This is a genomic window from Mycobacterium sp. NTMscope_MAC_12 (genome assembly GCF_976985675.1).
The window spans coordinates 719,408-742,219 of sequence record NZ_CDRJYY010000001.1 but is presented as its reverse complement, the minus strand read 5'-3'; the positions used below and the strand labels follow the sequence as shown (position 1 = coordinate 742,219).

Here is a 22,812-nt window from a genome sequence, read left to right as displayed (position 1 = left end):
CTCCTTACTGTTTCGCGGCCGTGCTGCGCGGCAGCCACGGCTCCTGCCAGGTGTGGTGACCACGCACCAGCGCTTCGGCGGCCTCGGGCCCCCGGGAACCTTGGTCGTAGTGGTGGATTCGACCCGGCTTGTCCAGCAACGGCTGCACGATCCGCCACGTCTCTTCGATGGCGTCCTCCCGGGCGAACAGCTGGCGATCCCCATTGAACGCGGCGTAGAGCAGCCGTTCGTAGGGGCGTACCGGCTCGCCGAGATCCTCGGCGAACGACGAGTCCAGGTGAACGTCGTGCCACGAATCCCCCACCTGGGCCGACAGCTGCAGCCGCATCCCGGGGTCGGGGTCGATGCGCACCACGATCTGGTTGGGATCGGGTGGCCGCCGGTTGGGCAGGAACGAAAACCCGGGAACGTGGTGCAGGAACATCCGGACCTCGGTGACCTTTTCCGGCAGCGCCTTGCCGGCGCGCAGGAAGATCGGCACTCCGGCCCAGCGCCAGTTGTCGATCTCGGTGCGCAGCGCGACGTAGGTTTCGGTGGTGGAATCCTTTGCCACGCCTGCGACTTCGGTATAACCGCGGTACTGTCCACGGACGCAGCGTTCCGGGTCCAGCGCGGGCATGGCCCGGAAAACCTCGGCCTTCTTGTCGTTCAGGTCGTCGTCGCCGGCGCCGACCGGGGGCTCCATGGCGACCAGCGCGAGCACCTGCAGCAGATGGTTTTGCACGACGTCGCGAAGCGCACCTACCGCGTCGTAGAACTTGCCGCGGTCCTCGATCCCGAAGTCCTCGGCCATGGTGATGTGGATTTCGGAGATGCTCTCGCGGTCCCACAGTTTGGCCAGAGCGTTGTTGGCGAACCGCAGGTACTGCAGTTCCTCGACGGGTTGTTTGCCCAGAAAGTGGTCCACGCGCAGGATTTGGTCTTCGTCGAGCACCGCGCGCAGCCGGGCGTTGAGGTCGCGCGCCGACTCCAGGTCGTGGCCGAACGGCTTTTCGATCGCCACCCGCGCCCCCTCCAGCAGGTCGGCCTTCGCCAGGTTCTCCACGATGGGCGCGAACAATGCCGGCGGCATCTCGAGGTAGTAGAGCGGATGGGCGTCCGAGCCGATCTTCTTGGCGAGCTGCTTGTAGAGATCGGCGTCGGTGACGTCGCCGTGCAAGTAGGACAGCCGACCGGCCAGCCGCTCGAACACCGCGTCGTCGAACTTCTCGCCCGACTTCTTGATGGCGTCGCGCGCCCGGTCCAGCAGCTGCTCGGTCGTGATGTCGTCGCTGGCCACGCCCACGATCGGATGGTTCAGCTCGTCGCGGCGCTCGAGGCGGTACAGGGCCCGAAACGTCATCTTGCGCGCCAGGTCGCCGGTGATTCCGAAGATCACCAACAGGTCAGATGGGTTACTGTCGCCGTCGGCCAAAACCGCTCCTCCCGAAAGTCACCTAATGGGGCGCCCCTGAGATCACTACCCGCGGCCGGCGGACTCAACCCTAGACACTGCTCACAGGGCCGACAACCTCGGCGGACCACAGCCTTGCAAGGATGACCGCATGGGCGACGCGCTGCATGTCTCGGTCTACATTCTGGCCGGGTTTGCTGCCATCGAGGCCATCGGGTTGGTGGTGCTGTGGCAGCTGCTGGCGCGCAGTCACCGCGAACTCGACGAGCTGCGCCAGCGAAACGACGCCCGCAGCTGGTTGCTGTCGGGCGGTCGCGAAGCCGTGAAGACGGTGTGGAACACCGCCAACCTGGTGCGCAAGGAGGGCTTCGGCGCGGCCGTGCGCAGCTCGATCGAGGACCTCGCGGACTGGGCCGAAGTCGAACGGCCCGACCTTGCGCGCGTCACGCCGGACGGCAAGGTGGTGATCCTGTTCTCCGACATCGAAGAATCCACCGCACTGAATGAGCGGATCGGCGACCGGGCCTGGGTCAAACTGATCAGCTCGCACGACAAGTTGGTCTCGGATCTTGTGCGGCGACGGTCCGGCCATGTGGTGAAAAGTCAGGGTGATGGATTCATGATCGCGTTCGCGCGCGCCGAACAGGCGGTGCGGTGCGGTATCGACCTGCAGCGCGAGTTGCGACGAGGCGCAAACCGCAAGCGGCACGAGGAGATTCGCGTTCGAATCGGTATACATATGGGCCGGTCGGTGCGCCGCGGCGATGATTTGTTCGGCCGAAACGTCGCCATGGCGGCGCGGGTGGCGGCACAAGCCGCCGGTGGTGAGATCCTGGTGAGCAAGCCGGTGCGGGACGCGGTTTCAGACTGCGATGGCATCCGGTTCGACGACGGCCGCGACGTCGAGTTGAAGGGGTTTTCGGGCAGCTATCGATTGTTCGCCGTTGCGCCCTCGGCCGATCCCGGCCCGGACTGAAGGCCTTCCCCGTCGAATTCGGCCAGCCGCTGATGCAGCCGATCCCGGACCTCGTCGGCGGTGTAGGCACGCCGCTTGCGCTGGTCGCGAGCCACCAGCACGCCCCCGGCAACGACCCCGGCGACACCCGCCAGTCCCAGCCACTTCCACACACTGCGCATGACACCAGGCTATGCGTAGCACCGTCGCGGTGCGCTGGTTGTGATTGACTTGTGTGCCCGCAACGCACAGCCGCGACGTGCAGGCGGGCTCATGATGACGACGAGATTGGCGAAAGCTGCAGCGGCGAACGGGCTTACACGAACATGCTCACCTTGAACCAGGCGCTCGAGGAAACCCGCACGGGCGACCTTTGGCTGTTTCGCGGCGGTTCGGGACCCGACCGCGCCATCCAGACCTTGACGAACAGCCCGGTGAACCACGTGGGCATGACGGTGGCCATCGATGACCTGCCGCCCCTGATCTGGCATGCCGAACTGGGTGACAAGCTCGTCGACCTGTGGACGGGGACGAACCACCGTGGCGTGCAACTCAACGATCTACAGCAATCCGTCGTGCAGTGGACCCAGCGCTACCACCAGCGATGCTGGCTGCGCCAGCTGACTCCGCCGGCCACCCGCGAGCAAGAGAACACGCTGCTGCGGGTCATCGCCCGCATGGACGGCACCGCGTTTCCGACCACCATGCGCCTGACCGGCCGGTGGCTGCGCGGGCGGCTGCCGAACGCCTACGATTGGGCGCGCGGAATCCCGGTCGTGGACAAGAAGGTTCGGGAGTCGACGCAGCGGCGCAAGGAGCGCCAGCGCCTCGGCCTGGAAGCGGCCTACTGCGCGGAGACGGTGGCCATCACCTACGAAGAAATGGGTTTGATGACCACGGAGAAGTACTCGAATTGGTTCGACCCGGGCTCGTTCTGGAGCGGTGACAGTCTGCCGCTCGCACCGGGATACGCGCTGGGCGGGGAAATCGAGATCATGGTGGGCTAGTCGGCAAGCTGGCTAGGGGGGAAGGGTGTCTGACGACGTATCGCGCGTGCCCGTTGACGGCGTCGCGCTGACGGCCATCGGCGTCGCCGTCATTCGCGCCCGCGAGTCCGGCCGGCCCGACCGGCTGTACAACGACCCGCTGGCGCGGCATTTCGTCGACGCGGCGCGCGCGGGCTTCACCGCAGAGCGTTGGGCACAGCTGGAAACGCTCGCGGACGGGTTCTTTGAGGGCCGCACCGTGGGGGTGCGGTTGGTCGACGACCGCGTTCGCGAAGCGGTCGAGGCGGGCATCGATCAGATCGTGCTGCTGGGTGCGGGATTGGACACCCGGGCGTTCCGGATGGGATTGCCACCCCGCGTCGTCGTGTTCGAGATCGACCTCGCCGAGCTCTTTGCATTCAAGGAGCCGGTCTTGCACGACGCCGGGGCGGTCGCGAATTGCCGACGACACGTCGTAGCCGCCGATCTACGCGACGACTGGGTTACGCCGCTGCGCGAGAACGGCTTTCGTGCGGAAGAACCGGCCTACTGGGTTGATGAAGGCACGCTCGGTTTCCTGACACAGGAGTGGAACCAGCGCGTTGTGCGGACTCTGACGGGATTGTCCGCGCCGGGCAGTCTCTTCGGCGTCGGCCGCTTCATCAGTGACCCCGACGACGCCCGGTACCGGGATCTGCGAGCCCTCGTCGCCGGGGAGGCAACCGTCCCCGCGACGACCGCCGCCCCGGGCGTCGGTGCCGAGTTCGACACCGAGCGTTGGCTCAATGACCTCGGGTGGGACACCGAGTTCCGCAGCTGGAACGATCAGGTCGCCGCGTTCGACCGGGACGTCGGGGTCGCCGATCCTCGTATCGGCAACATCGCGGCGCGGCGACGTTGAGGGTGTGAATCCGGTCGCCGACGTCCGTGGCCGGTGCAGCTAGCCGACCGACATTTCACCCATCTCGGACCAGCCGATGGCATCGATCGTCTGGTTGATGATCTTGGGCGTGGACTTCAGCGCCTGCGGAAGTTCTTGCATCGCCCGCTTGAAGTGATCGCTGTTGACGTGGACGCCGCCCGCATCACCGTCCCGGAACGCCTCCACCAAGACGTACTCCGCCGGATTGTCCAGGCTGCGCGACCACTCGAACCACAGGTTGCCTTCCTCGGCGCGAGTCGCCGCGGTGAACGCGGCGACGAGTTCAGGCCATCGGTCGGTCCACTCGGGCTTGGTTTCGAACTTGACGACGATGAAGATCATGCGGCCCCGCCTTGGTTCGCCGGTTTCCGTATGCCCGCACCGCGGGCAGCGCCAGCTTATCCGGCGGGCCCACGGCCCGGTCGGGATGCCGGGCGCGATTTCCGGTCAGCGATTCCAACAGCAAAGTGTGCTCACGAGTCACAAACAACCCATGCGAAACTTTCGCCGCGGCGCACACTTCCGCCACTTTCGGGATCGTAGTGTCGCAGCTCACACTCGACCGGGGCGCCGGCGTCATTTCACTATTCTGCCGAACAGTGGGCTGGCCGTCGCCCACCGCCGGAAAGTACTAAAAAAATGGGCGGCGGCATTCATTTCATTTGTTATGAATCCGCAATTACCGCGTCGCGGGATAAAAACAATCATAGTGCCGGCGGGGCGTCCATCGGTGGCGCCGGAGCATCGATTAAGACGGCAGGCTCTTCCGGCGGAGGCAGAGGGGCGTCCGGCGGCGGGGGCGGCGCGTCCGGCGGCGGCGGCAAGGCGTCCGGTGGCGGCGGCAAGGCGTCCGGTGGCGGCGGCAACGCGTCCGGCGGCGGCGGCAACGCGTCCGGCGGCGGCGGCGCGCCACCGTCCTCCAGCTCCACCGGAAGGAACATGTGATGCGTGAATCCTGCCTGGTAGGCGCCCGGGCCGCCGACGTGCACACCGCCGCGCTCCCCGCTGGCCACCGACGTTCCGTCGGGCAGGGTCACCGCGGTGTGGCCACCGTTCCATCCGATGACCAAGGCGTTGGGTGCGGTCCCATATTGGAACCCACGCGCCAACAATGCAGCTTCTTCGTTTCCGGTATTAAATCGATCCCCAAAAACTGGCCTATCGGTTGCGGCATTCGCAATCCAAGAAGCGAGACCCGAACAATCAGTCCCGGCGGGAGAATCTCCACCCGCGATATACGGGGTGCCGGAGACCTGATTGATCAACGACATCAATGTTGCAATAACGACCATGGGCAGCGAGGCTAGCAATAACATTTATTGCAAACCAAAATTTGTGGCGCAGGTCATTCGGTAAACCAACAATGACGTGCGCCGCAGCTAAAGCAAAGTTATTACACACGGGTATATTTTTGGCGGCAAATTGCTCGCATTCAAGCGATCCCTTTTCCCGGGGATACCCCCAGACTCGTCGCGTCACTCATCAGGTGGCCTCGCGACCAATCTCGGGCCGCTCGGCGCAGTCGTCGTCGGCCGCAGTTCACCCAACGCTGGGAGGGCCGATCGCTAGAGCCGCCAAACGCGTCTGCTCAGATGGGCGTCCATATCCCGTTGTTCCAGAGGCCCCAATCGGCATCAGTTGGGTTCCACATCAGTTGAGCCCCCGGGGCCCACGCCGGTTGAGGTGGTTGTGGGGGCGCCCACGCCGGCGGGGGTCCCCAAGGCCCCGAGCCCGACGGGCCGGTCGGGCCGCCGGGATGTTGCCAATCGTGGCAGCGATTCCAGTCCCAGTCCAAGACGTTGCCCCACGCCGGGCTCCATTGATCGCCCGGGCACCAGTGATCGGTCGGGGCCGGTGCCGCCTGCGCACCCGGGCCGCCGGCCAGTCCCAAAAAGGACAGCGCCAATCCGCTGCCCACCAACACACGCGCACCCCGCCGCAGCCACGATCCCGTCCCCTTGACAGTCGCCATCTCCCAAGGATTTCCCCGGATTGGGATCCGGGCAAGTAGTTGTTGGGATCGTCTGCAATGTGCGGGTCCCCCCTCGAGCCCACTTGGTCGATCTCCAGCAGCTCGACAAACCGCGACTCCGCCGCGTGGAGATGCGCAATCGACACCGCGGCGTCGACGAGGATCATCCAGCCCCACTACGGCGTCGAGGAGCGGCCACGGCCCCGGCATCCGTCCCGCGAGGCGTTCGACCGCCTCATCGCCCTAGAGGTCGTTCAACCCGAACTTGTCGCGCGCCTCGTCGGTCACGGGAGTGAACAGGTTGACGAGGTTTCCATCCGGATCCCGGAACAACAACGCTCGGTTGCCCCACGGCATGGTCGTCGGCGTCGTCACGACCTCGGTGACACGCTCGCGGAGCCGCTCGTATTCGGCGTCCACGTCGTCCACGATGAATTCCACGATTGCGCTCCGGTTCGCTGCCGGTTCGGCGGATCCGTCCCCGAACAGCGGGACCGTCTTGTCGCTACCGATGGCCAGGGTGCCGGCCGGGGTCGGAATCTCCGCGAACAACTCGTTGCCCCACACGGCCGCGATTTGGGTGACCATCTCGTAGAAACCCGCCAGCCGCTTCACGTCGGCGGTGATGATGCGAGTCGATACGAACTTCATGCGCTCCTCCTGCAGGCCCCTGGTGGTGTGGGTGTCGTGCGCGAAGGATGCTAGCCGCCGCCTCCGACAACGACGGCGGTCATCGGTCCGGCAGGGTTCTCCTTGCCTGCAACGTGACGCCCGGGACGGTGTTCGCCAGGTCCGGCCGACTCTTCGCGAAAGCGCGGATCGCCCGATAGAACGCCCAAAGTTGGCGAGGCGTAGGTACTTTCGGCACCCAAGCCAACTCCCAGTGAATCCCGTTGATCGGCTCGTCGAAGAACACCGCGTAGTAGCCGGGCCAATACTGCGGGTAGTCCTTGGGCTCGTCGGTGACGGGGATAGCACGTTCGACCAAGAATTCACGGTGGAAGCGGTCGACCTCTGCTCTGCTGCGCGCCCACAACGCGATGTGGTTGATACCGACCGCCTGGTCGAAATGCGTCAACTTTCCACCGGTGCGGGCGGGCTGGATGCCGATGTAGCTGTGCGGGTTGACATTACGCGTCATGTAATACGTCGACTCGTACTCCATGTTGAGCGACGAGAAGCTGCTGTACCCGAGCCAGCCGAACAGCGCGTCGTAGAACGCGATCGAGTCGTCGTAGTCCAACACCGCGAACTCGACGTGACACACGCCCCGCCACCGCATCGTTCCTCCTTATTGTTGCTTTTGAAGCAGAACTCGATGACACCGCCTCACCGATAAACGTCGCGGCGATGCGCGATGTGGATGACGCGGACCACCACCCGTTCATCGAAAATCCGGTAAATGACGCGAAACTCGCCTTGGCGCGCCGAATACCGTCCCTCCAACTGGCCGCGAAGCGGATTGCCCACTCGCTGAGGGTTCTCCGCGAGCGGGCCGCCACCAGGTCACCGCGGAGCAAGGTTAGTCACCGTCCCAGAGCTCCCGGTAGAACCGAATACGTTCCGGGTCCGGGTCGATTCCGTAGACCTCAAAGAACAGGTCGTCGTAGCTCGTCCCGAAGTTCACATCCCAACTGATGCTGTAGGCCGCGATGGCCAGGTCGGCCCATCGATCCGCAACACCAAGGCCGGCGAGGTCAACGTGCCCGGCGAACTCACCCGCACTGTTCAGCAGGGTGTTCGGCACGCATGGGTCGCCGTGACAGACCACCAGGCTCTGCGCCGGCTCCGACGGCTCGCATGACGACCAACCGCCGCGGTAGGGACAGCCTTCCACCGGCAACGTGTCGTGCAACCGGCGTAACCCCGTGGCGATGGCCCGAACTGCAACCTCCGGATCGTCGCGCCATCGTGGATCGCAGGCCGGTGTCGCGTCGATCGCCTCGGTGACCAGCCAGGCAGCATCACCGTCCGCACCGAAGTCAAGGACACTGGGAACTGAAACGAACTGACCGGCCCATCGCAGCTTTTCGGACTCCATGGCGAGGTCCACGTCGCCGCGTTCCGCCGGGTGCAGGCCAGCATAAGATTGCCACTTGATGTAGCGCGTCCGCTCCTGGCCGTGAGACCGGAACGTCAGGCCGCCCAGCTCATTACGCCAAACGACCTCAACCTTGCCTGACTCGGCAAGGTCCAAGACCTTGCCGGGGACAGCTACGGCAGCATCAGGTACACCTGCTGGCACCCGTTCGTAACTCACTCTGACCGCAGACGTTTACACATTGAAGGGAAACTCCACGAGGTCACAGTCGGCCCCAGGTCACGATGCGCAGACGATATTCTTCCGCCGACTGGACCCCCTCCTCGGCTACGGTTCCATTACGTCGTCCAATATGCCGTGCCGCATCAGCGTCCGTGCTCTACGGTCGTCGGATGGGGGTCCGGCACGCCGTCATGGCGGGTATTGCCAAGCAGCTCGGTCATCCAACTGGTTTGCCCGGGCGGCTAGTTGGTGCGGCGCTCAACCGGGGCAACCGGCGCTTCGTGAGCGCCGCCGCGCGGGCGCTGGAACCCGATGAAGGATCGGCGGTCGCCGATGTCGGATTCGGTGGTGGCGTGGGCTTGAAACTCCTGCTCCACAGTGTCGGTCCGTCCGGCTGTGTTCATGGTGTCGAGGTGTCGGAGACGATGCTCAGCCAGGCCGCGGGGCGATACCGCCGCGACATCGCATCCGGGCGGCTGTCTCTGCATTCCGGGACCATGACGCAGTTGCCCTTCGCCGATGGGGCATTGGACGGCGCCATTACGGTCAACACCATCTACTTCGTCGCGGAGCTCGACACAGCGTTCCGAGAGCTTGCCAGGGTGATGAACAGCCGGGGTCGACTCGTCATCGGACTGGCCGACCCCGACGTGATGGCGAAACTGCCATTCACGGGACACGGATTTCAGCTCCGTCCGGTGCCGGAGGTGATCGACACGCTACGCAGCACCGGCCTCACAGTCGAACACCGTCAGATCAGTGAAGACGCCAACGCACCGCACCTGCTGATCGCCCACGCCCTCGCGTGAAACGTCGCGAACGAGTGCGGGTAGTCGTTTGAGGTCGACTTCCGGCTTCGATCGAAACGGACTGCCCTACTTGGGCTTAGACGTTTAGACGTTGAAGCGGAACTCCACCACGTCGCCGTCGGCCATGACGTAGTCCTTGCCTTCCATGCGGACCTTGCCGGCGGCCTTGGCCGCGGCCATCGAACCCGCGGCGATCAGGTCGTCGTAGGACACGATCTCGGCCTTGATGAAGCCCTTCTCGAAGTCGGTGTGGATCACCCCGGCGGCCTTCGGAGCGGTGTCGCCCTGGTGAATCACCCACGCGCGCGCCTCTTTTGGGCCAGCCGTCAGGTAGGTCTGCAGCTTGAGGGTGTGAAAACCGGCCCGCGCCAACGCATCCAGGCCACGCTCAGTTTGCCCGATCGACTCCAGCAGCTCGGCGGCCGACTCGTCGTCCAGCTCCTGCAGCTCGGCCTCGATCTTCGCGTCCAGGAACACCGCGTCGGCGGGTGCGACCATCGCGCACAGCTCGGCCTTGCGGGCATCGTCGGTCAGCACGGACTCGTCGGAGTTGAACACGTACAGAAACGGCTTGGTGGTCATCAGGTTCAGCTCGCGCAACAATGACGCGTCGGCACCGGCGGCGAAGAGCGTCTTGCCCGAGTCCAGCACGGCCTCGGCGGCGACGGCCGCCTCGTGCACGGGCTTGCGGTCCTTGTTGTTGCGGGCTTCCTTCTCCAGCCGCGGGACCGCCCTCTCCAGGGTCTGCATGTCGGCGAGGATCAGCTCGGTCTCGATGACCTCGATGTCGGCGCTCGGATCGACCTTGCCGTCGACGTGCACCACGTCGTCGTCGGCGAACACCCGCACCACCTGGCAGATCGCGTCACACTCGCGGATGTTGGCCAGGAACTTGTTGCCCAGCCCGGCACCCTCCGAGGCGCCCTTCACGATTCCGGCGATGTCGACGAACGTCACCGGGGCCGGCACGATCTTCTCGGAATCGAACATCTCCGCCAGCTTGTCCAGCCGCGGATCGGGTAGCGGGACGACGCCCTCGTTGGGTTCGATCGTCGCGAACGGATAGTTGGCCGCCACCACGTTGTTCCGGGTCAGCGCGTTGAACAACGTGGACTTGCCGACATTCGGCAGGCCGACTATTCCCAGGCTCAGGCTCACAGGGAGCCAAGTCTAGGGGGCCCGGCGGCGCCGGACGATCGGGACCGTCACGCGCCTCATCTGCGCGAGAATGGGGCACGCCACAGGATCGCTACGAGGTATTTACGAGCCTTTCGGTCCATTCCCGGTACGGTCTACATGTGTCAGCACAGCGGGCTAGTGCGACGGTGGACAGTGCGCACCGTTCGATCCACCCCAATATCCCAGGCGCCCCCTGGTACGCAGCCGTGCTTATCGCCGTCACCGCGACAGCTATCGGCTACGGCATCGACGCTGGCCACAAGGAACTGACCCACGTCTTCGCGGGCTTCTATATAGCGGGTTGCGTGGCGGCGGTGCTCGCGGTGCGCCAGGACAGCATCTTCACCACGATCATCCAGCCGCCACTGATCCTGTTCTGCGCGGTGCCCGGCGCCTACTGGCTGTTCCATGACGCCAAAATCGGCCGCCTCAAAGATCTGCTGATCAACTGCGGCTATCCACTCATCGAGCGCTTCCCGCTCATGCTGGGCACCGCCGGTGCCGTCCTGGCGATCGGACTGGCCCGCTGGTATTTCGGGAACGCCCGGGGCGCGACCACGGTGAGCACGTCCGCCGAGACCGCCGGCGTCGCCGGCGTCGACGTCAAATCCTTCTTCAGCAACATCGGCGCCAAATTGCAGTCGGCGCTGCAGTCCGATGCCGACGACACCGACGAGGCCTCCGAGGCGCGGCGCGGTCGCACGTCGGGTTCGTCGGCCAGGACCCGCCGCACGGCGCGCGACGGTCGCGCGTCCACGCGTTCCGCGCGGGCCCGCTCCCGGCATGCGCGACCGCCCCTCGACGAGGAGTCGGTTGAGCGGCCGGAGCGTCCGCGGCGCAGCGCCCGTCGGAACCCGGCGGCTGCCCGCGATTACGACGGCGCCGTACCGCCCCGTCGGTCACGCCGCCGGCCCAGGCCGGACGTCGATCCGGAGTTGCGCGGCCAACCGCCCCGGGAGCCGCGCCGCGAGCCGCGCGCCCGCCGCAATCCCTACGAGCGGCCTTACGATCGGCCCGCGCCACGCACCAGCCGTTTCGACGGCGTTGAGTCCTACGGCGACAAGTACGACGACGGCCGCGAGCCCTACGAGCCGCGGCGCCGGCGACCCCCGTCGACCGGAAACAACGGGACGCATCACCCCATCTCGCAGGTCCGCTACCGCGGCGGCACCCAGGACCAGCCGCGGGAGCCGCACACCGAGCGCCGGAGCCGTTCACGGACGCCGGGCCGCGCGCACGGACGGCCCCCGGCGGAATCCTGGGAGTACGACGTCTAGCGGTCTAAGCCCCTCAGCGGGCTGAGCGGATCTCGCGCGGCAGCGCGAACACCAGCGTCTCCTGCGCGGTGGTCACCGGTTGCACCAGGTCGTAGCCGCACTCGGCCAGCCGCTCCAGCACGCCTTGCACCAGGACCTCGGGAACGGACGCCCCGGACGTGACGCCGACCGTGGTGACGCCCTCGAGCCACGCCGGGTCGATGTCCTCGGCCCAGTCGACCAGGTGGGCGGCGGCGGCCCCGCCGCCCAACGCCACTTCCACCAGCCGCACCGAGTTCGACGAATTGCGCGACCCTACGACGATCACCAGCTCGCACTCCGGGGCCATCGCCTTGACCGCAACCTGCCGATTTTGGGTCGCATAGCAGATGTCGTCGCTGGGCGGATCCTGCAGCTTCGGGAATCGTTGCCGCAGCCGCTCGACGATTTCCATCGTCTCGTCGACCGACAGCGTGGTCTGGGAGAGCCACACCACCTTGTCCTCGTCACGGACCGTCACGTTGTCCACGGCGGCGACCCCGTCGACCAGTTGCACATGGTCGGGCGCCTCGCCGGCGGTGCCGACGACCTCCTCGTGGCCCTCGTGGCCGATGAGCAGGATGTCGTAGTCGTTGCGGGCGAATCGCCGGGCCTCGTTGTGCACCTTGGTGACCAGGGGGCAGGTGGCGTCGATGGTGTGCAGGTTGCGCTCGGCGGCCGCCGAGTGCACCGAGGGGGCGACGCCGTGCGCGGAGAACACCACGATGGCGCCTTCGGGCACCTCGTCGGTCTCCTCGACGAACACGGCCCCGGCCTTTTCCAGCGTGCTGACCACGTGCCGGTTGTGCACGATCTCGTGACGCACATAGACCGGCGGGCCGTGCTTTTCCAGCGCGCGCTCCACGGTCTCGACGGCCCTGTCCACGCCCGCGCAGTAGCCGCGCGGCTCGGCCAGGAGCACGCGCTTGCGGGTGGGGGGCACGGCCACCGAGCTGGATGCGCCGGGAATCCCCATGTCGACGGTCGAGGGCATGTCCCCCAGGGTACGTTCTGCCGACACGGGGCTGCCAGCTCGCGCCGGCGGGCTTGGAGTTAGCCGCCGCTTAAGGCAATCTTGGACCCATGGCTACTGCACCGTATGGGGTTCGGCTGCTGGTCGGCGCGGCAACGGTCGCCGTTGAGGAGACCATCAGGCTGCCGAAAACCATCCTGATGTACCCGATGACACTGGCCAGTCAGGCGGCGCACGTGGTGATGCGCTTCCAGCAAAACCTCGCCGAGCTGGTGATCAAGGGGGACAGCACCCTCGAGTCGATTTTCCCGCCCAAGGACGAGAAGCCGGAATGGGCGACGTTCGACGAGGACGTGGACGACGCGGTCGACGGGGCATATGCCACGGTGACCGAGGGCGGCGAGGGCGAGCGCCGGGCCGAGGGACGGTTTGCGCTGTACTCGGTGGCCGAAGCGCACGAGGACGCCAGCGCGCTGACCAAACCCGCCCGCCCCTCGAAGAAGCCGGCGGCCGACGCGTCGGTGCCCCTACCGGCGGTGGCCACCGAACTGGATTACTCGGCCCTGACGCTGGCGCAGCTGCGGGCCCGCCTGCAATCGCTGAGCGTGGATGAACTCGAAGAGCTGCTGGCCTACGAGCAGGCGACCAAGGGCCGCGCGCCGTTCCAGACGCTGCTCGCCAACAGGATCACCCGCGCGAACGCGAAGTGACCCGCGCCGCCACGTCCGAACCGAACTCCGCCGAGAACCCTTTTCCGGTGCGCGCGGTGGCAATCCGGGTCGCGGGCTGGATCGACAAGTTGGGCACCGTCTGGGTGGAGGGTCAGCTCGCCCAGGTCTCGATGCGGCCCGATTCCAAAACCGTGTTCATGGTGCTGCGTGACCCCGCCGCCGACATGTCGCTGACCGTGACGTGCCCGCGCGATTTGGTGCTGAACGCACCGGTGAAGCTGGCCGAGGGCACCCAGGTGGTGGTGTGCGGCAAGCCATCGTTTTACACGGGCCGCGGCACATTTTCGTTGCGGCTCAGCGAGATTCGCGCGGTGGGAGTCGGCGAGCTACTGGCGCGCATCGATCGGTTGCGCAGGCTGTTGGACGCCGAAGGGCTTTTCGACGCCCGGCTCAAGCGGCCAATCCCCTTCCTACCCAACATGATCGGCCTGATCACCGGCCGGGCCAGCGCGGCCGAGCGGGACGTGAAAACCGTGGCGGCCGGACGCTGGCCGGCGGTGCGTTTCGCGGTGCGCAACACGGCGGTCCAGGGACCCAACGCGGTTGCGCAGATCGTCGACGCCCTACGTGAGCTCGACGGCGACGCCGACGTCGACGTCATCGTCCTCGCCCGCGGCGGCGGCAGCGTCGAAGACCTGTTGCCGTTCTCCGACGAGACGCTGTGCCGCGCGATCGCGGCGTGCCGCACCCCGGTGATCAGCGCGGTCGGTCACGAGCCCGACAATCCGCTGTGCGACCTGGTCGCCGATCTGCGTGCGGCCACGCCCACCGACGCGGCCAAGAAGGTGGTCCCAGACGCCGCGGCCGAACAGCGGCTGGTCGACGAACTGCGCCGACGCAGCGCACAATCGCTGCGCAACTGGGTATCTCGCGAACAGCGGGCCCTGGCCCAGATACGCAGCCGTCCGGTGCTGGCCGAGCCGCTGGCGGCGCTGAGGTCGCGCGCCGAGGAGGTTCACCGCGCGCGCTCGGCGATTCGCCGCGACGTCACTCGGCTGGCCGCCACCGAGACCGAACGGATCGGCCATCTGAGCGCGCGGCTGGCGACGCTGGGGCCGGCGGCCACCTTGGCGCGCGGCTACGCCGTCGTGCAAACGGTCGGCGCCACCGAGAGCAAGGTGATGCGTTCGGTCGACGACGCGCCGGCGGGCACCCGGTTGCGGGTGCGGGTGGCCGACGGTGCCGTGGCCGCGGTCAGCGAAGGGCCGGCCGATGGCGCGTAAAAACGACGGCGGGGACGGCTCAGCCGGCCCGGAGGGGACCGAATCCATTACACCTATTAGTCACCTGGGCTATGAAGCGTGCCGGGACGAGCTGATCGAGGTCGTGCGCCTGTTAGAGCAGGGCGGGCTGGACCTGGATGCGTCGCTGCAGCTATGGGAAAGAGGCGAACAGCTGGCTAAACGGTGCGAAGAACATTTAGCTGGCGCTCGCAAGCGGATCGAGGACGCTCTCGCGGCGGGCGACGCCGAGGACGCCTGAATCGCGCAACGTCGGAGGGCTGGGTTGAAAGACTTTTTCCGAACTGGAACACGTTTCAGTTATGATTTGACGCATGGGTGATCCATCGCTGACGGCCGAACTCGGCCGCGTCCTGGTCACCGGGGGGTCCGGATTCGTCGGCGCCAACCTGGTGACCACCCTGCTCGACCGCGGGTATCAGGTCCGCTCGTTTGACCGGGCCCCCTCGCCATTGCCCGAGCATCCTCAGTTGGAGGTGCTGCAAGGAGACATCACCGACACGGCGGTGTGCGCCCAAGCGGTCGACGGCATCGACACGGTGTTTCACACCGCGGCGATCATCGACCTGATGGGCGGCGCGTCGGTGACCGAGGAGTACCGGCAGCGCAGCTTCGGGGTCAACGTCGGGGGCACCGAGAACCTGGTCCGCGCCGGGCAGGCGGCCGGGGTGCAGCGCTTCGTCTACACCTCGTCGAACAGCGTCGTGATGGGCGGCCAGAACATTGCGGGCGGCGACGAGACACTGCCCTACACCGACCGATTCAACGATCTGTACACCGAGACCAAAGTGATCGCCGAGCGATTTGTATTGGGCCAGAACGGCTCCCCGAACGGTGGGGCCGGCCTACTGACTTGTGCGATTCGGCCCAGCGGCATCTGGGGCCGCGGCGACCAGACGATGTTCCGCAAGCTGTTCGAAAGCGTGATCGCCGGTCACGTCAAGGTGCTGATCGGCCGCAAATCGGCCCGGTTGGACAACTCCTACGTGCACAACCTGATTCACGGTTTCATCCTGGCGGCCCAGCATCTGGCGCCCGGCGGCACCGCACCCGGTCAGGCGTACTTCATCAACGACGCCGAGCCGATCAACATGTTCGAGTTCGCCCGGCCCGTGGTCGAGGCCTGCGGCGAGAATTGGCCGCGGGTCCGGGTGAACGGCCCGCTCGTTCGCGCGGCGATGACGGGTTGGCAGCGGCTGCATTTCCGGTTCGGCATACCGGCGCCGCTGCTCGAGCCACTAGCCGTCGAGCGGCTTTATCTGGACAACTTCTTCTCGATCGCCAAGGCGTCTCGTGATCTCGGCTACCAGCCCCTGTTCACCACCGAACAGGCGCTGTCGGAATGTCTGCCGTACTACGTGGGCATGTTCGACCAGATGAAGCGAGAAGCGTTGGCGGCCAAGGCTTCCGTTTAGCGGAAGCTCACCATCTCGCTGCCCCACGCGGCGCGGATGTTCGCGTCGACGTCATGCGCGAGGGCGTCCTTCTTGTCGATGAGCAGGCAGGCTCGATCGTCCGCCCGGTACGGCGGCCATTCCGGCTCACCGGCGGGGCCCGCGGGCTCGGCGTGCGCGGCGAAGTTGATCCATCGCGTACGCACCCTCTTTGAGACCGCCTTGGCGGTTCTGGTGCCACCGAGCTTCAGCGTGGGGTCCTTGGGAGCACCGAGAGTTCCCCAGACATAAGGCAATTCGGTGGCATGCGCGGCCCCGACCGTCAGCAGCTTCAACAGCGGGGTGGAGTAATCGAATCGGTACAGATACACCGGCGCCACGCGGGCGTGTCCCTCGGCAAGCCACACCGAGGGCATCCGGAAGCCGACGTCTGTCGCGATGCTCAAACTCCTTGCCTTGCGCCGTATACGCGAATACGCCGAGCCGATCACCTCCTCGGTGGGCAACTGCAAATCGGGTTGTTCGGCGGCGATCTGGTTGAACATCGAGGTGATCGCGCTCGGGGTGATCGGCATCAGCGGCGAACGCATCAGCCGGAAGAGTGCCGCCTCGTGTTTGTTGGTGCCGATGATCAGCGGGACCGGATGGGTACGACCCTCCTGCGCCAGCTTGACCGGGTAGTCGCCCAGCACGTCGCCGTCGACGATCGGCACGAACGCCAGCGTTCCCGGGTTGCGCGCCGGCACCTCGTCGAACACCTCTTGCGAGGTGGCCAGGATGGTCGCCATCGGCATGTCGACCAGCCGCTGCAACTCCGAGGGGGCGATTCCCAGTTTGTCGAGAAAGGCTCGGGTGACCCGGTGCGCACGATCGCGGTCGTACACCGAAGTGGCCGGCGAACTCTGCGCGATCGCGCCGGCGAACAGGCCCTGGGCCGCCGGGCTGGCCAGCAGCGTCGTGACCATCCCCGCCCCGGCGGATTCACCGAACAGCGTGACCCGTTGCGGATCGCCGCCGAAGGCGGCGACGTTGTCGCGCACCCACTCCAACGCCGCGAGCGCGTCGCGCAGCCCGACGTTCGAGTCGAACCTTCGCCCCGCGGTGTCGAACGACGCCAGGTCGAGAAAGCCGAGCACCCCGAGCCGATAGTTGACCGTCACAACCACGACGTCGCCGTGGCTGACCAGCCTGCTGCCGTCATAGAGGGTCTGGCTGCTCGATCCCAGGACGTAGGCGCCGCCGTGCAGCCACACCAGCACCGGTTTGGCGTCGCCGGGCCGGGTGTCCGAGGACGCCCAGACGTTGAGCCGCAGGCAGTCTTCCCCCTGCGGCGCGCCCAGATCCAGCGGCATGTTGGGAAATACCGGTTGCGGGCACGCCGGCCCGAACGCGGTGGCGTCGGCGATCTCGGTCCAGCGCTCGGGCGGTTGCGGCGCCCGGAAACGTAAGTCGCCCACCGGCGCCGCCGCGTAGCGAATGCCTTTCCACGCCTTGACGCCGCCCTCGTCGACACCGCGGACCGGGCCGTAGCCGGTTTCGACCACCAGGTCGTCGATCGCCATGCGCGTTCCTAGGTGAGTCGCTCGGTGAGGAATTGGACCACCCGTTTGCGGGCCTCGTAGGCGGGGTGTCCGTCGACTTCGCGGACCTCGTCGGTGAGCACCGAATGCGCCATCTTGCCGAAACCGTGCTGATTGCCGGGCCCCGAATCGATGTCGATCACCTCGAAGGCGTCGCCGAGGCGCTCCTTGAGCGTCGCGAACCGTTCGCCCGGCGCCAGCTTGTCCTCGCTGAATCGCAATCCCATGGCGCACAAGCCGTCGTTGGCGCAGCGGTCGGCCACGGTGGTCAGCTCGGACTCGCTCAGGCCGGGGTCGCGGCGACGCGCGGCGCCCAGCGCCACGGGAATCGACGGCTGCGAAAGCACCGGGGCGAGCACGCTGTCGTCGACCGCGGCGGCCAGCGCGAACCCACCGGTGAAGCATTGACCGATGACGCCGACACCCCTGCCCGGAGTCGCGGCGTTGAGGTCGCGCGCCAGCGCGCGCAGGAACGACGCCACCGGCCGCGCCTTGTTGGTCGCAAACGCCGCGAACTCCCTTGTCACACAGGCCCTGGCGGTGGTCGCCGCGATGGAACCGAACGTCCTTGGCGTGCCCGGCTGGCCGAATAGTGACGGCATGGCGACGGTAAAGCCGTTGTCCACCAAGTGATTACCCAAGGCCAGCACACCGGGGTGAATCCCAGGGATCTCGGGGATCAGCACCACGCCGGGGCCGGCGCCCTTGCGGTAGACGTCGTGCGTGTAGCCGCCACCGCTGAACGGCGCCGCCGACCATCCGGACAGATCGGCCTCTGGAGCGGTCACGCGGGTCCCTTCTATCGGCGTGTCGGCAGCGGCGGCTGCGATTGCGTCGCCGAGGCCAGCGTACGAAATTGATCGCTGTTTCCGGCGCCGGTGATCGCGATCTGCGTCGCGCCGCCCGAACCGCTGAGCCGGGTCGTCCACACCGCCTCGGCGTCCGCGCCGCCTTCGCCGGAACCCTGATAGACGACCCAGTTGGTCCCGGCGACATCGACCGCCCCGGTCGGGTATGCCGACGGATGGATCGAATTGATCAGCTTGTCCTCGTCGGCGTTGCTCTGGGTCAGGCTCAGATACATCCCGCTCGGGCTGATGTATCCGACCACCGAGAGGGGTGCGTTCGCCCGTTGGCCCGTCGCGGGGTCGGATCGCCCGTTGGGGATCCCGCCACGGTGCCCGGAGTTGGCCCGCCAGCCGCTCGGCAGTTGCGGTTGCCGGATGGGAAAGCCGAGCGTCGCGGCGTCCGCCCGCAGGGCCGCCGCGGCGTCATAGGACGGGATGGGGCCCTGGTGCCTGTCGAGCTGAAACGAACACATGCCCAGCAGGCCGGCCAGCACCACGCAGCCGATCACCAGCGGAATCAGCGACCAGAACATGTCGCGGCCGTCCTGCAGCAGCCGGGGCTTCGCCGGCCGCGGCGCGGGGCCGGCGGCCGGCGCCGGCTCGTCGGCCACAGAGCCGTCCGAGCTGGCATTCAGCGGCGGCTTCTCGGTCATCCCCCGAGTATCCCAGTTCCAGCGGACCGATCCGCTTCTGGGACAATCAGCAACCATGACAGTTGAGGGCGACCGCTCGTCCACCGCCAACGGCCGGGCTCCAGCGCAGGCGCGGCCGCGCGGTGAGGCGCCAGACCGCAACCTGGCCTTGGAACTGGTCCGCGTCACCGAGGCCGGCGCCATGGCCGCCGGACGCTGGGTCGGCCGCGGCGACAAAGAGGGCGGCGACGGGGCAGCCGTCGACGCGATGCGCGAGCTGGTCAACTCGGTGTCGATGCGCGGCGTGGTCGTCATTGGCGAGGGTGAGAAGGACCACGCGCCGATGCTCTACAACGGCGAAGAGGTCGGCAACGGCGACGGCGCGGAGTGCGATTTCGCCGTCGACCCGATCGACGGCACCACGCTGATGAGCAAGGGCATGCCCAACGCCATCTCCGTGCTGGCGGTGGCCGACCGCGGCGCGATGTTCGACCCGTCGGCGGTGTTCTACATGAACAAGATCGCCGTCGGCCCCGAGGCCGCGCACGTGCTCGACATCACCGCGCCGATCGCCGAGAACATCAAGGCCGTCGCCAAGGTGAAGGCGCTGTCGGTGCGCGACATGACCGTGTGCATCCTGGACCGGCCGCGGCACGCCCAGCTGATCGAAGACGTCCGGGCCACCGGAGCCCGCATCCGGCTGATCACCGACGGCGACGTCGCCGGCGCGATCTCGGCCTGCCGGCCGCACTCGGGCACCGACATGCTGGCCGGGATCGGCGGCACCCCCGAAGGCATCATCGCCGCCGCCGCGATCCGGTGCATGGGTGGCGCCATCCAGGCGCAGTTGGCCCCCACCGACGATGAGGAACGCCAAAAGGCCATCGACGCCGGCTACGACCTCGATCAGATCCTGACCACCGAGGACCTCGTGTCCGGTGACAACGTCTTCTTCTGCGCCACCGGCGTCACCAACGGCGACCTGCTCAAGGGCGTGCAGTACTACCCCGGTGGCTGCACCACCCAATCGATCGTCATGCGGTCGAAGTCGGGCACCGTCCGGATGATCGAGGCCTACCACCGGCTTTCGAAGCTCAACGAATACTCCGCCATCGACTTCACCGGCGACAGTTCTGCCGCCTATCCCCTGCCCTGACCACTTCGAAGAACGAGGAAGCCAGCACTCTATGGCCACGGATGACACCGAGTACCGCATCGAGCACGACACCATGGGGGAGGTCCGCGTCCCCGCAAAAGCGTTGTGGCGCGCGCAAACCCAGCGTGCGGTCGAGAACTTTCCGATTTCGGGCCGGGGCCTGGAGCGCACCCAGATCCGTGCCTTGGGCCTGCTGAAGGGCGCCTGCGCGCAGGTCAACAAGGACCTCGGGCTGCTCGCTCCGGAGAAGGCCGACGCGATCATCGCCGCGGCCGCCGAGATCGCCGACGGCCGCCACGACGACCAGTTCCCCATCGACGTCTTCCAGACCGGTTCGGGCACCAGCTCCAACATGAACACCAACGAGGTGATCGCCAGCATCGCGGGGGCCAATGGTGTCACGGTGCACCCCAACGACGACGTCAACATGTCGCAGTCGTCCAATGACACCTTCCCGACCGCAACCCACATCGCGGCCACCGAAGCCGCCGTGCGCCACCTCATTCCGGCGCTCGAGGTGCTGCACGACGCGCTGGCGGGCAAGGCCCGCGAATGGCACACCGTGGTCAAGTCGGGCCGCACCCACCTGATGGACGCCGTTCCCGTGACGCTCGGCCAGGAATTCAGCGGGTACGCCCGCCAGATCGAGGCGGGCATCGAGCGGGTGCGCGCCACGCTGCCCCGACTGGGTGAGCTGGCGATCGGCGGGACCGCGGTGGGCACCGGCCTGAACGCTCCCGACGGCTTCGGCGCCAAGGTGGTCGAAACGTTGATCGCCTCCACCGGCCTGAGCGAATTGCGCACGGCGGCAAACTCCTTCGAGGCCCAGGCCGCGCGCGACGGGCTGGTCGAGGCGTCCGGGGCGCTGCGCACCATCGCCGTCTCGCTGACCAAGATCGCCAACGACGTCCGCTGGATGGGGTCGGGCCCGCTGACCGGCCTGGCCGAGATCCAGCTGCCCGACCTGCAGCCGGGCAGCTCGATCATGCCGGGCAAGGTGAATCCGGTTCTCCCCGAAGCGGTTACGCAGGTCGCCGCGCAGGTGATCGGCAACGATGCCGCGGTGGCCGTCGGCGGCCTGTCCGGTGCGTTCGAGCTCAACGTGTACATCCCGATGATGGCCCGCAACATTCTCGAGTCGTTCAAGCTGCTGACCAACGTGTCGAAGCTGTTCGCCGAGCGCTGCATCAGCGGCCTGGCGGCCAACGTCGAGCACCTGCGGGAGCTCGCCGAATCGTCGCCGTCCATCGTGACGCCGCTGAACTCGGCGATCGGCTACGAGGAGGCCGCCGCGGTGGCCAAGCAAGCCCTCAAGGAGCGCAAGACGATTCGCCAGACCGTGATCGACCGCGGCCTGATCGGCGACAAGCTGTCGATCGAGGAGCTCGACCGCCGCCTCGACGTGCTGGCCATGGCCCGCGTCCAAGACGAGGTCAAGCCGAAAGACTAGGCTGGCCGTCATGCGGTGACGGCGGTCGACGAAGAGTAAGGGTGGTTTTTCCATGACGGCTCCTCCCGGCGGCCCCTACGGTCAGGGGCCTTACGGAAGCAATCCGTATGGGCAGGACCCGAATTGGCGCGGCCAGCCGCCGGCCGGCGGCCCCTACCCGCAGGGCCCTTACCCGCAGGGCGGTCCGTACGCCTATCCGCCGGGCGGCCCGTACCCGTATCCGCCGCCGGGCGGCCCCGCCAACCCGTACCAGAGCCCGCAGTATCCCCCACCGGGACAACCATTCCCGCCTGGCGGCCCCTACCCGCCGGGGCGTCCCCCCGGTGGCTCGAAGCTGCCGTGGTTGATCGTCGCCGGTGTGGTCGCGCTGGCCGTGATCGCGCTGGTGGCCACCCTCGTGGTGATGAAGGGCGGCCACGGCAAGAAGCCGTCGAGCGCCGCGCCGCCGTCGACGAGCACGTCGGTCTCGCAACCGAGGAATTCGGCGCAAAACGCCACCGATTGCACGCCGAATGTGTCCGGCGGTGAGATGCCCCGCAGCGACTCGATCGCCGCCGGCAAGCTTTCGTTCCCGGCCGGCGCGGCGCCCTCCGGGTGGACGGTGTTCTCGGATGACCAGGGCCCCAACCTGATCGGCGGACTCGGCGTCGCCCAGGACGTGCCCGGCGCCAATCAATGGATGATGACGGCCGAGGTCGCCGTCACCAATTTCGTTGCCAGCATGGACCTCACGGCGCAAGCCACCAAACTGATGCAGTGCGTGGTCAACGGACCCGGGTATGCCAACGCGGCACCCACGCTGGGACCGGTCAAGACGTCGTCGATCACCGTGGACGGGACCAAGGCGGTGCGGGCCGACGCCGACGTCACGATCGCCGACCCCACCCGCAACGTCAAAGGCGACTCGGTCAGCATCATCGCGGTCGACACCAAACCGGTCACCGTGTTCATCGGCAGCACACCCATCGGTGACACCGCGTCGGCGGACCTCGTCGGCAAAATCATTGCCGCGCTGAAGGTCTCGAAGTCCTGA

General features: G+C 67.0%; 25 protein-coding genes and 1 pseudogene. 12 read left to right on the top strand and 14 right to left on the bottom strand.

Going from position 1 to position 22,812, the window contains the following annotated elements; translation table 11 throughout:
• Window positions 1–4: 4 nt before the first annotated feature.
• The gene (locus AC0KS4_RS03645; RefSeq protein WP_238958171.1) at window positions 5–1,414 is read right to left on the bottom strand and encodes a glucose-6-phosphate dehydrogenase; all 1,410 of its coding nucleotides are present in this window, start codon (window positions 1,412–1,414) and stop codon (window positions 5–7) included.
• Window positions 1,415–1,544: 130 nt separating this feature from the next.
• On the opposite strand from AC0KS4_RS03645, the gene AC0KS4_RS03640 reads away from it, so the two are divergent.
• Window positions 1,545–2,369 (top strand): adenylate/guanylate cyclase domain-containing protein, encoded by an 825-nt coding sequence (locus AC0KS4_RS03640; RefSeq protein ID WP_225328106.1) that lies wholly within the window; start codon window positions 1,545–1,547, stop codon window positions 2,367–2,369.
• Here the strand turns inward: AC0KS4_RS03640 and AC0KS4_RS03635 are convergent.
• Window positions 2,321–2,530: a hypothetical protein gene (locus tag AC0KS4_RS03635; RefSeq protein WP_238958172.1), complete on the bottom strand. Its 210-nt coding sequence runs from the start codon at window positions 2,528–2,530 to the stop codon at window positions 2,321–2,323. The two genes, AC0KS4_RS03640 and AC0KS4_RS03635, sit on opposite strands and share 49 nt — an antisense overlap.
• A 144-nt stretch (window positions 2,531–2,674) precedes the next feature.
• Here AC0KS4_RS03635 and AC0KS4_RS03630 point away from each other — a divergent pair, with 144 nt between their 5' ends.
• Window positions 2,675–3,355: a guanylate cyclase gene (locus tag AC0KS4_RS03630; protein ID WP_238958173.1), complete on the top strand. Its 681-nt coding sequence runs from the start codon at window positions 2,675–2,677 to the stop codon at window positions 3,353–3,355.
• Window positions 3,356–3,380: 25 nt separating this feature from the next.
• Window positions 3,381–4,235, top strand: coding sequence for an SAM-dependent methyltransferase (locus tag AC0KS4_RS03625; protein ID WP_238958174.1), 855 nt, complete (start codon window positions 3,381–3,383; stop codon window positions 4,233–4,235).
• A 39-nt stretch (window positions 4,236–4,274) separates the two neighbouring features.
• On the opposite strand, the gene AC0KS4_RS03620 is transcribed toward AC0KS4_RS03625, so the two are convergent.
• The 7 genes and pseudogenes from AC0KS4_RS03620 to AC0KS4_RS03590 form a co-directional block, all read right to left on the bottom strand.
• A complete protein-coding gene (locus AC0KS4_RS03620; protein ID WP_238958175.1) occupies window positions 4,275–4,598 on the bottom strand; it encodes a putative quinol monooxygenase in 324 nt (107 codons plus the stop codon).
• Window positions 4,599–4,960: 362 nt separating this feature from the next.
• The gene (locus AC0KS4_RS03615) at window positions 4,961–5,572 is read right to left on the bottom strand and encodes a peptidoglycan endopeptidase (RefSeq protein WP_238958176.1); all 612 of its coding nucleotides are present in this window, start codon (window positions 5,570–5,572) and stop codon (window positions 4,961–4,963) included.
• A 272-nt stretch (window positions 5,573–5,844) separates the two neighbouring features.
• Entirely contained in the window at window positions 5,845–6,228 is a 384-nt protein-coding gene (locus AC0KS4_RS03610) for an Mtp family mycobacterial-type pilin (protein ID WP_238958177.1), read from the bottom strand.
• 243 nt (window positions 6,229–6,471) lie between these two features.
• Window positions 6,472–6,879: a VOC family protein gene (locus AC0KS4_RS03605; protein WP_238958178.1), complete on the bottom strand. Its 408-nt coding sequence runs from the start codon at window positions 6,877–6,879 to the stop codon at window positions 6,472–6,474.
• Window positions 6,880–6,958: 79 nt separating this feature from the next.
• The gene (locus tag AC0KS4_RS03600; protein WP_238958179.1) at window positions 6,959–7,510 is read right to left on the bottom strand and encodes a VOC family protein; all 552 of its coding nucleotides are present in this window, start codon (window positions 7,508–7,510) and stop codon (window positions 6,959–6,961) included.
• Window positions 7,511–7,557: 47 nt separating this feature from the next.
• Window positions 7,558–7,707: pseudogene (locus AC0KS4_RS03595) on the bottom strand (type II toxin-antitoxin system RelE family toxin); the annotation flags it as partial.
• Between the two features lie 43 nt (window positions 7,708–7,750).
• Window positions 7,751–8,425 (bottom strand): aminoglycoside 3'-phosphotransferase, encoded by a 675-nt coding sequence (locus tag AC0KS4_RS03590; protein ID WP_238958181.1) that lies wholly within the window; start codon window positions 8,423–8,425, stop codon window positions 7,751–7,753.
• Window positions 8,426–8,661: 236 nt separating this feature from the next.
• Here AC0KS4_RS03590 and AC0KS4_RS03585 point away from each other — a divergent pair, with 236 nt between their 5' ends.
• Window positions 8,662–9,300, top strand: coding sequence for a class I SAM-dependent methyltransferase (locus AC0KS4_RS03585; RefSeq protein WP_238958182.1), 639 nt, complete (start codon window positions 8,662–8,664; stop codon window positions 9,298–9,300).
• Between the two features lie 84 nt (window positions 9,301–9,384).
• Here the strand turns inward: AC0KS4_RS03585 and ychF are convergent, their stop codons facing one another.
• Window positions 9,385–10,458 carry a redox-regulated ATPase YchF gene (gene ychF, locus AC0KS4_RS03580; RefSeq protein ID WP_238958183.1) on the bottom strand — a complete coding sequence of 358 codons (1,074 nt, stop codon included), beginning with the start codon at window positions 10,456–10,458 and terminating at the stop codon, window positions 9,385–9,387.
• A gap of 140 nt (window positions 10,459–10,598) precedes the next feature.
• Here ychF and AC0KS4_RS03575 point away from each other — a divergent pair, with 140 nt between their 5' ends.
• A complete protein-coding gene (locus AC0KS4_RS03575; RefSeq protein ID WP_238958184.1) occupies window positions 10,599–11,756 on the top strand; it encodes a DUF6542 domain-containing protein in 1,158 nt (385 codons plus the stop codon).
• A gap of 13 nt (window positions 11,757–11,769) precedes the next feature.
• Here the strand turns inward: AC0KS4_RS03575 and AC0KS4_RS03570 are convergent, their stop codons facing one another.
• Window positions 11,770–12,768: a 4-hydroxy-3-methylbut-2-enyl diphosphate reductase gene (locus tag AC0KS4_RS03570; RefSeq protein WP_225328092.1), complete on the bottom strand. Its 999-nt coding sequence runs from the start codon at window positions 12,766–12,768 to the stop codon at window positions 11,770–11,772.
• Between the two features lie 89 nt (window positions 12,769–12,857).
• On the opposite strand from AC0KS4_RS03570, the gene AC0KS4_RS03565 reads away from it, so the two are divergent.
• The 4 genes from AC0KS4_RS03565 (at window position 12,858) to AC0KS4_RS03550 (ending at window position 16,134) form a co-directional block, all read left to right on the top strand.
• Window positions 12,858–13,457, top strand: a complete 600-nt coding sequence (locus AC0KS4_RS03565) for a lipid droplet-associated protein (RefSeq protein WP_225328091.1) — start codon at window positions 12,858–12,860, stop codon at window positions 13,455–13,457.
• Entirely contained in the window at window positions 13,454–14,701 is a 1,248-nt protein-coding gene (gene xseA / locus AC0KS4_RS03560) for an exodeoxyribonuclease VII large subunit (protein ID WP_238958185.1), read from the top strand. Before AC0KS4_RS03565 ends, xseA begins: the two co-directional genes overlap by 4 nt.
• Window positions 14,691–14,960, top strand: coding sequence for an exodeoxyribonuclease VII small subunit (locus tag AC0KS4_RS03555; protein WP_225328089.1), 270 nt, complete (start codon window positions 14,691–14,693; stop codon window positions 14,958–14,960). Before xseA ends, AC0KS4_RS03555 begins: the two co-directional genes overlap by 11 nt.
• Window positions 14,961–15,033: 73 nt before the next feature.
• Entirely contained in the window at window positions 15,034–16,134 is a 1,101-nt protein-coding gene (locus tag AC0KS4_RS03550; protein ID WP_238958186.1) for a 3-beta-hydroxysteroid dehydrogenase, read from the top strand.
• On the opposite strand, the gene AC0KS4_RS03545 is transcribed toward AC0KS4_RS03550, so the two are convergent.
• The 3 genes from AC0KS4_RS03545 to AC0KS4_RS03535 are packed head-to-tail and all read right to left on the bottom strand — an operon-like array spanning window position 16,131 to window position 19,194.
• Window positions 16,131–17,675 carry a carboxylesterase/lipase family protein gene (locus AC0KS4_RS03545; protein WP_238958187.1) on the bottom strand — a complete coding sequence of 515 codons (1,545 nt, stop codon included), beginning with the start codon at window positions 17,673–17,675 and terminating at the stop codon, window positions 16,131–16,133. The two genes, AC0KS4_RS03550 and AC0KS4_RS03545, sit on opposite strands and share 4 nt — an antisense overlap.
• 8 nt (window positions 17,676–17,683) lie before the next feature.
• The gene (locus tag AC0KS4_RS03540) at window positions 17,684–18,481 is read right to left on the bottom strand and encodes a dienelactone hydrolase family protein (RefSeq protein WP_238958188.1); all 798 of its coding nucleotides are present in this window, start codon (window positions 18,479–18,481) and stop codon (window positions 17,684–17,686) included.
• A gap of 11 nt (window positions 18,482–18,492) precedes the next feature.
• On the bottom strand, window positions 18,493–19,194 hold the full coding sequence (locus AC0KS4_RS03535) for a DUF4245 domain-containing protein (protein ID WP_238958189.1): 702 nt from the start codon (window positions 19,192–19,194) through the stop codon (window positions 18,493–18,495).
• A gap of 55 nt (window positions 19,195–19,249) precedes the next feature.
• Here AC0KS4_RS03535 and glpX point away from each other — a divergent pair, with 55 nt between their 5' ends.
• From glpX to AC0KS4_RS03520, 3 genes are read left to right on the top strand one after another with little or no spacing between them, the layout of a single operon-like run.
• Window positions 19,250–20,329, top strand: coding sequence for a class II fructose-bisphosphatase (gene glpX / locus AC0KS4_RS03530; RefSeq protein WP_157884935.1), 1,080 nt, complete (start codon window positions 19,250–19,252; stop codon window positions 20,327–20,329).
• A gap of 31 nt (window positions 20,330–20,360) precedes the next feature.
• Entirely contained in the window at window positions 20,361–21,779 is a 1,419-nt protein-coding gene (locus AC0KS4_RS03525; RefSeq protein ID WP_238958190.1) for a class II fumarate hydratase, read from the top strand.
• Window positions 21,780–21,831: 52 nt separating this feature from the next.
• A complete protein-coding gene (locus AC0KS4_RS03520) occupies window positions 21,832–22,812 on the top strand; it encodes a hypothetical protein (RefSeq protein WP_238958191.1) in 981 nt (326 codons plus the stop codon).

Excerpts from the sequence above, each read along its gene's own strand:
- AC0KS4_RS03520 (WP_238958191.1), top strand. The coding sequence starts at position 21,832 with ATGACGGCTCCTCCCGGCGGCCCCTACGGTCAGGGGCCTTACGGAAGC.
- AC0KS4_RS03610 (WP_238958177.1), bottom strand. The coding sequence starts at position 6,228 with ATGGCGACTGTCAAGGGGACGGGATCGTGGCTGCGGCGGGGTGCGCGT.
- AC0KS4_RS03620 (WP_238958175.1), bottom strand. The coding sequence starts at position 4,598 with ATGATCTTCATCGTCGTCAAGTTCGAAACCAAGCCCGAGTGGACCGAC.
- AC0KS4_RS03570 (WP_225328092.1), bottom strand. The coding sequence starts at position 12,768 with ATGCCCTCGACCGTCGACATGGGGATTCCCGGCGCATCCAGCTCGGTG.
- glpX (WP_157884935.1), top strand. The coding sequence starts at position 19,250 with ATGACAGTTGAGGGCGACCGCTCGTCCACCGCCAACGGCCGGGCTCCA.
- AC0KS4_RS03630 (WP_238958173.1), top strand. The coding sequence starts at position 2,675 with ATGCTCACCTTGAACCAGGCGCTCGAGGAAACCCGCACGGGCGACCTT.
- AC0KS4_RS03535 (WP_238958189.1), bottom strand. The coding sequence starts at position 19,194 with ATGACCGAGAAGCCGCCGCTGAATGCCAGCTCGGACGGCTCTGTGGCC.
- AC0KS4_RS03545 (WP_238958187.1), bottom strand. The coding sequence starts at position 17,675 with ATGGCGATCGACGACCTGGTGGTCGAAACCGGCTACGGCCCGGTCCGC.
- AC0KS4_RS03550 (WP_238958186.1), top strand. The coding sequence starts at position 15,034 with ATGGGTGATCCATCGCTGACGGCCGAACTCGGCCGCGTCCTGGTCACC.
- AC0KS4_RS03565 (WP_225328091.1), top strand. The coding sequence starts at position 12,858 with ATGGCTACTGCACCGTATGGGGTTCGGCTGCTGGTCGGCGCGGCAACG.
- AC0KS4_RS03555 (WP_225328089.1), top strand. The coding sequence starts at position 14,691 with ATGGCGCGTAAAAACGACGGCGGGGACGGCTCAGCCGGCCCGGAGGGG.
- AC0KS4_RS03605 (WP_238958178.1), bottom strand. The coding sequence starts at position 6,879 with ATGAAGTTCGTATCGACTCGCATCATCACCGCCGACGTGAAGCGGCTG.
- AC0KS4_RS03585 (WP_238958182.1), top strand. The coding sequence starts at position 8,662 with ATGGGGGTCCGGCACGCCGTCATGGCGGGTATTGCCAAGCAGCTCGGT.
- AC0KS4_RS03615 (WP_238958176.1), bottom strand. The coding sequence starts at position 5,572 with ATGTTATTGCTAGCCTCGCTGCCCATGGTCGTTATTGCAACATTGATG.
- AC0KS4_RS03525 (WP_238958190.1), top strand. The coding sequence starts at position 20,361 with ATGGCCACGGATGACACCGAGTACCGCATCGAGCACGACACCATGGGG.
- AC0KS4_RS03600 (WP_238958179.1), bottom strand. The coding sequence starts at position 7,510 with ATGCGGTGGCGGGGCGTGTGTCACGTCGAGTTCGCGGTGTTGGACTAC.
- AC0KS4_RS03640 (WP_225328106.1), top strand. The coding sequence starts at position 1,545 with ATGGGCGACGCGCTGCATGTCTCGGTCTACATTCTGGCCGGGTTTGCT.
- AC0KS4_RS03635 (WP_238958172.1), bottom strand. The coding sequence starts at position 2,530 with ATGCGCAGTGTGTGGAAGTGGCTGGGACTGGCGGGTGTCGCCGGGGTC.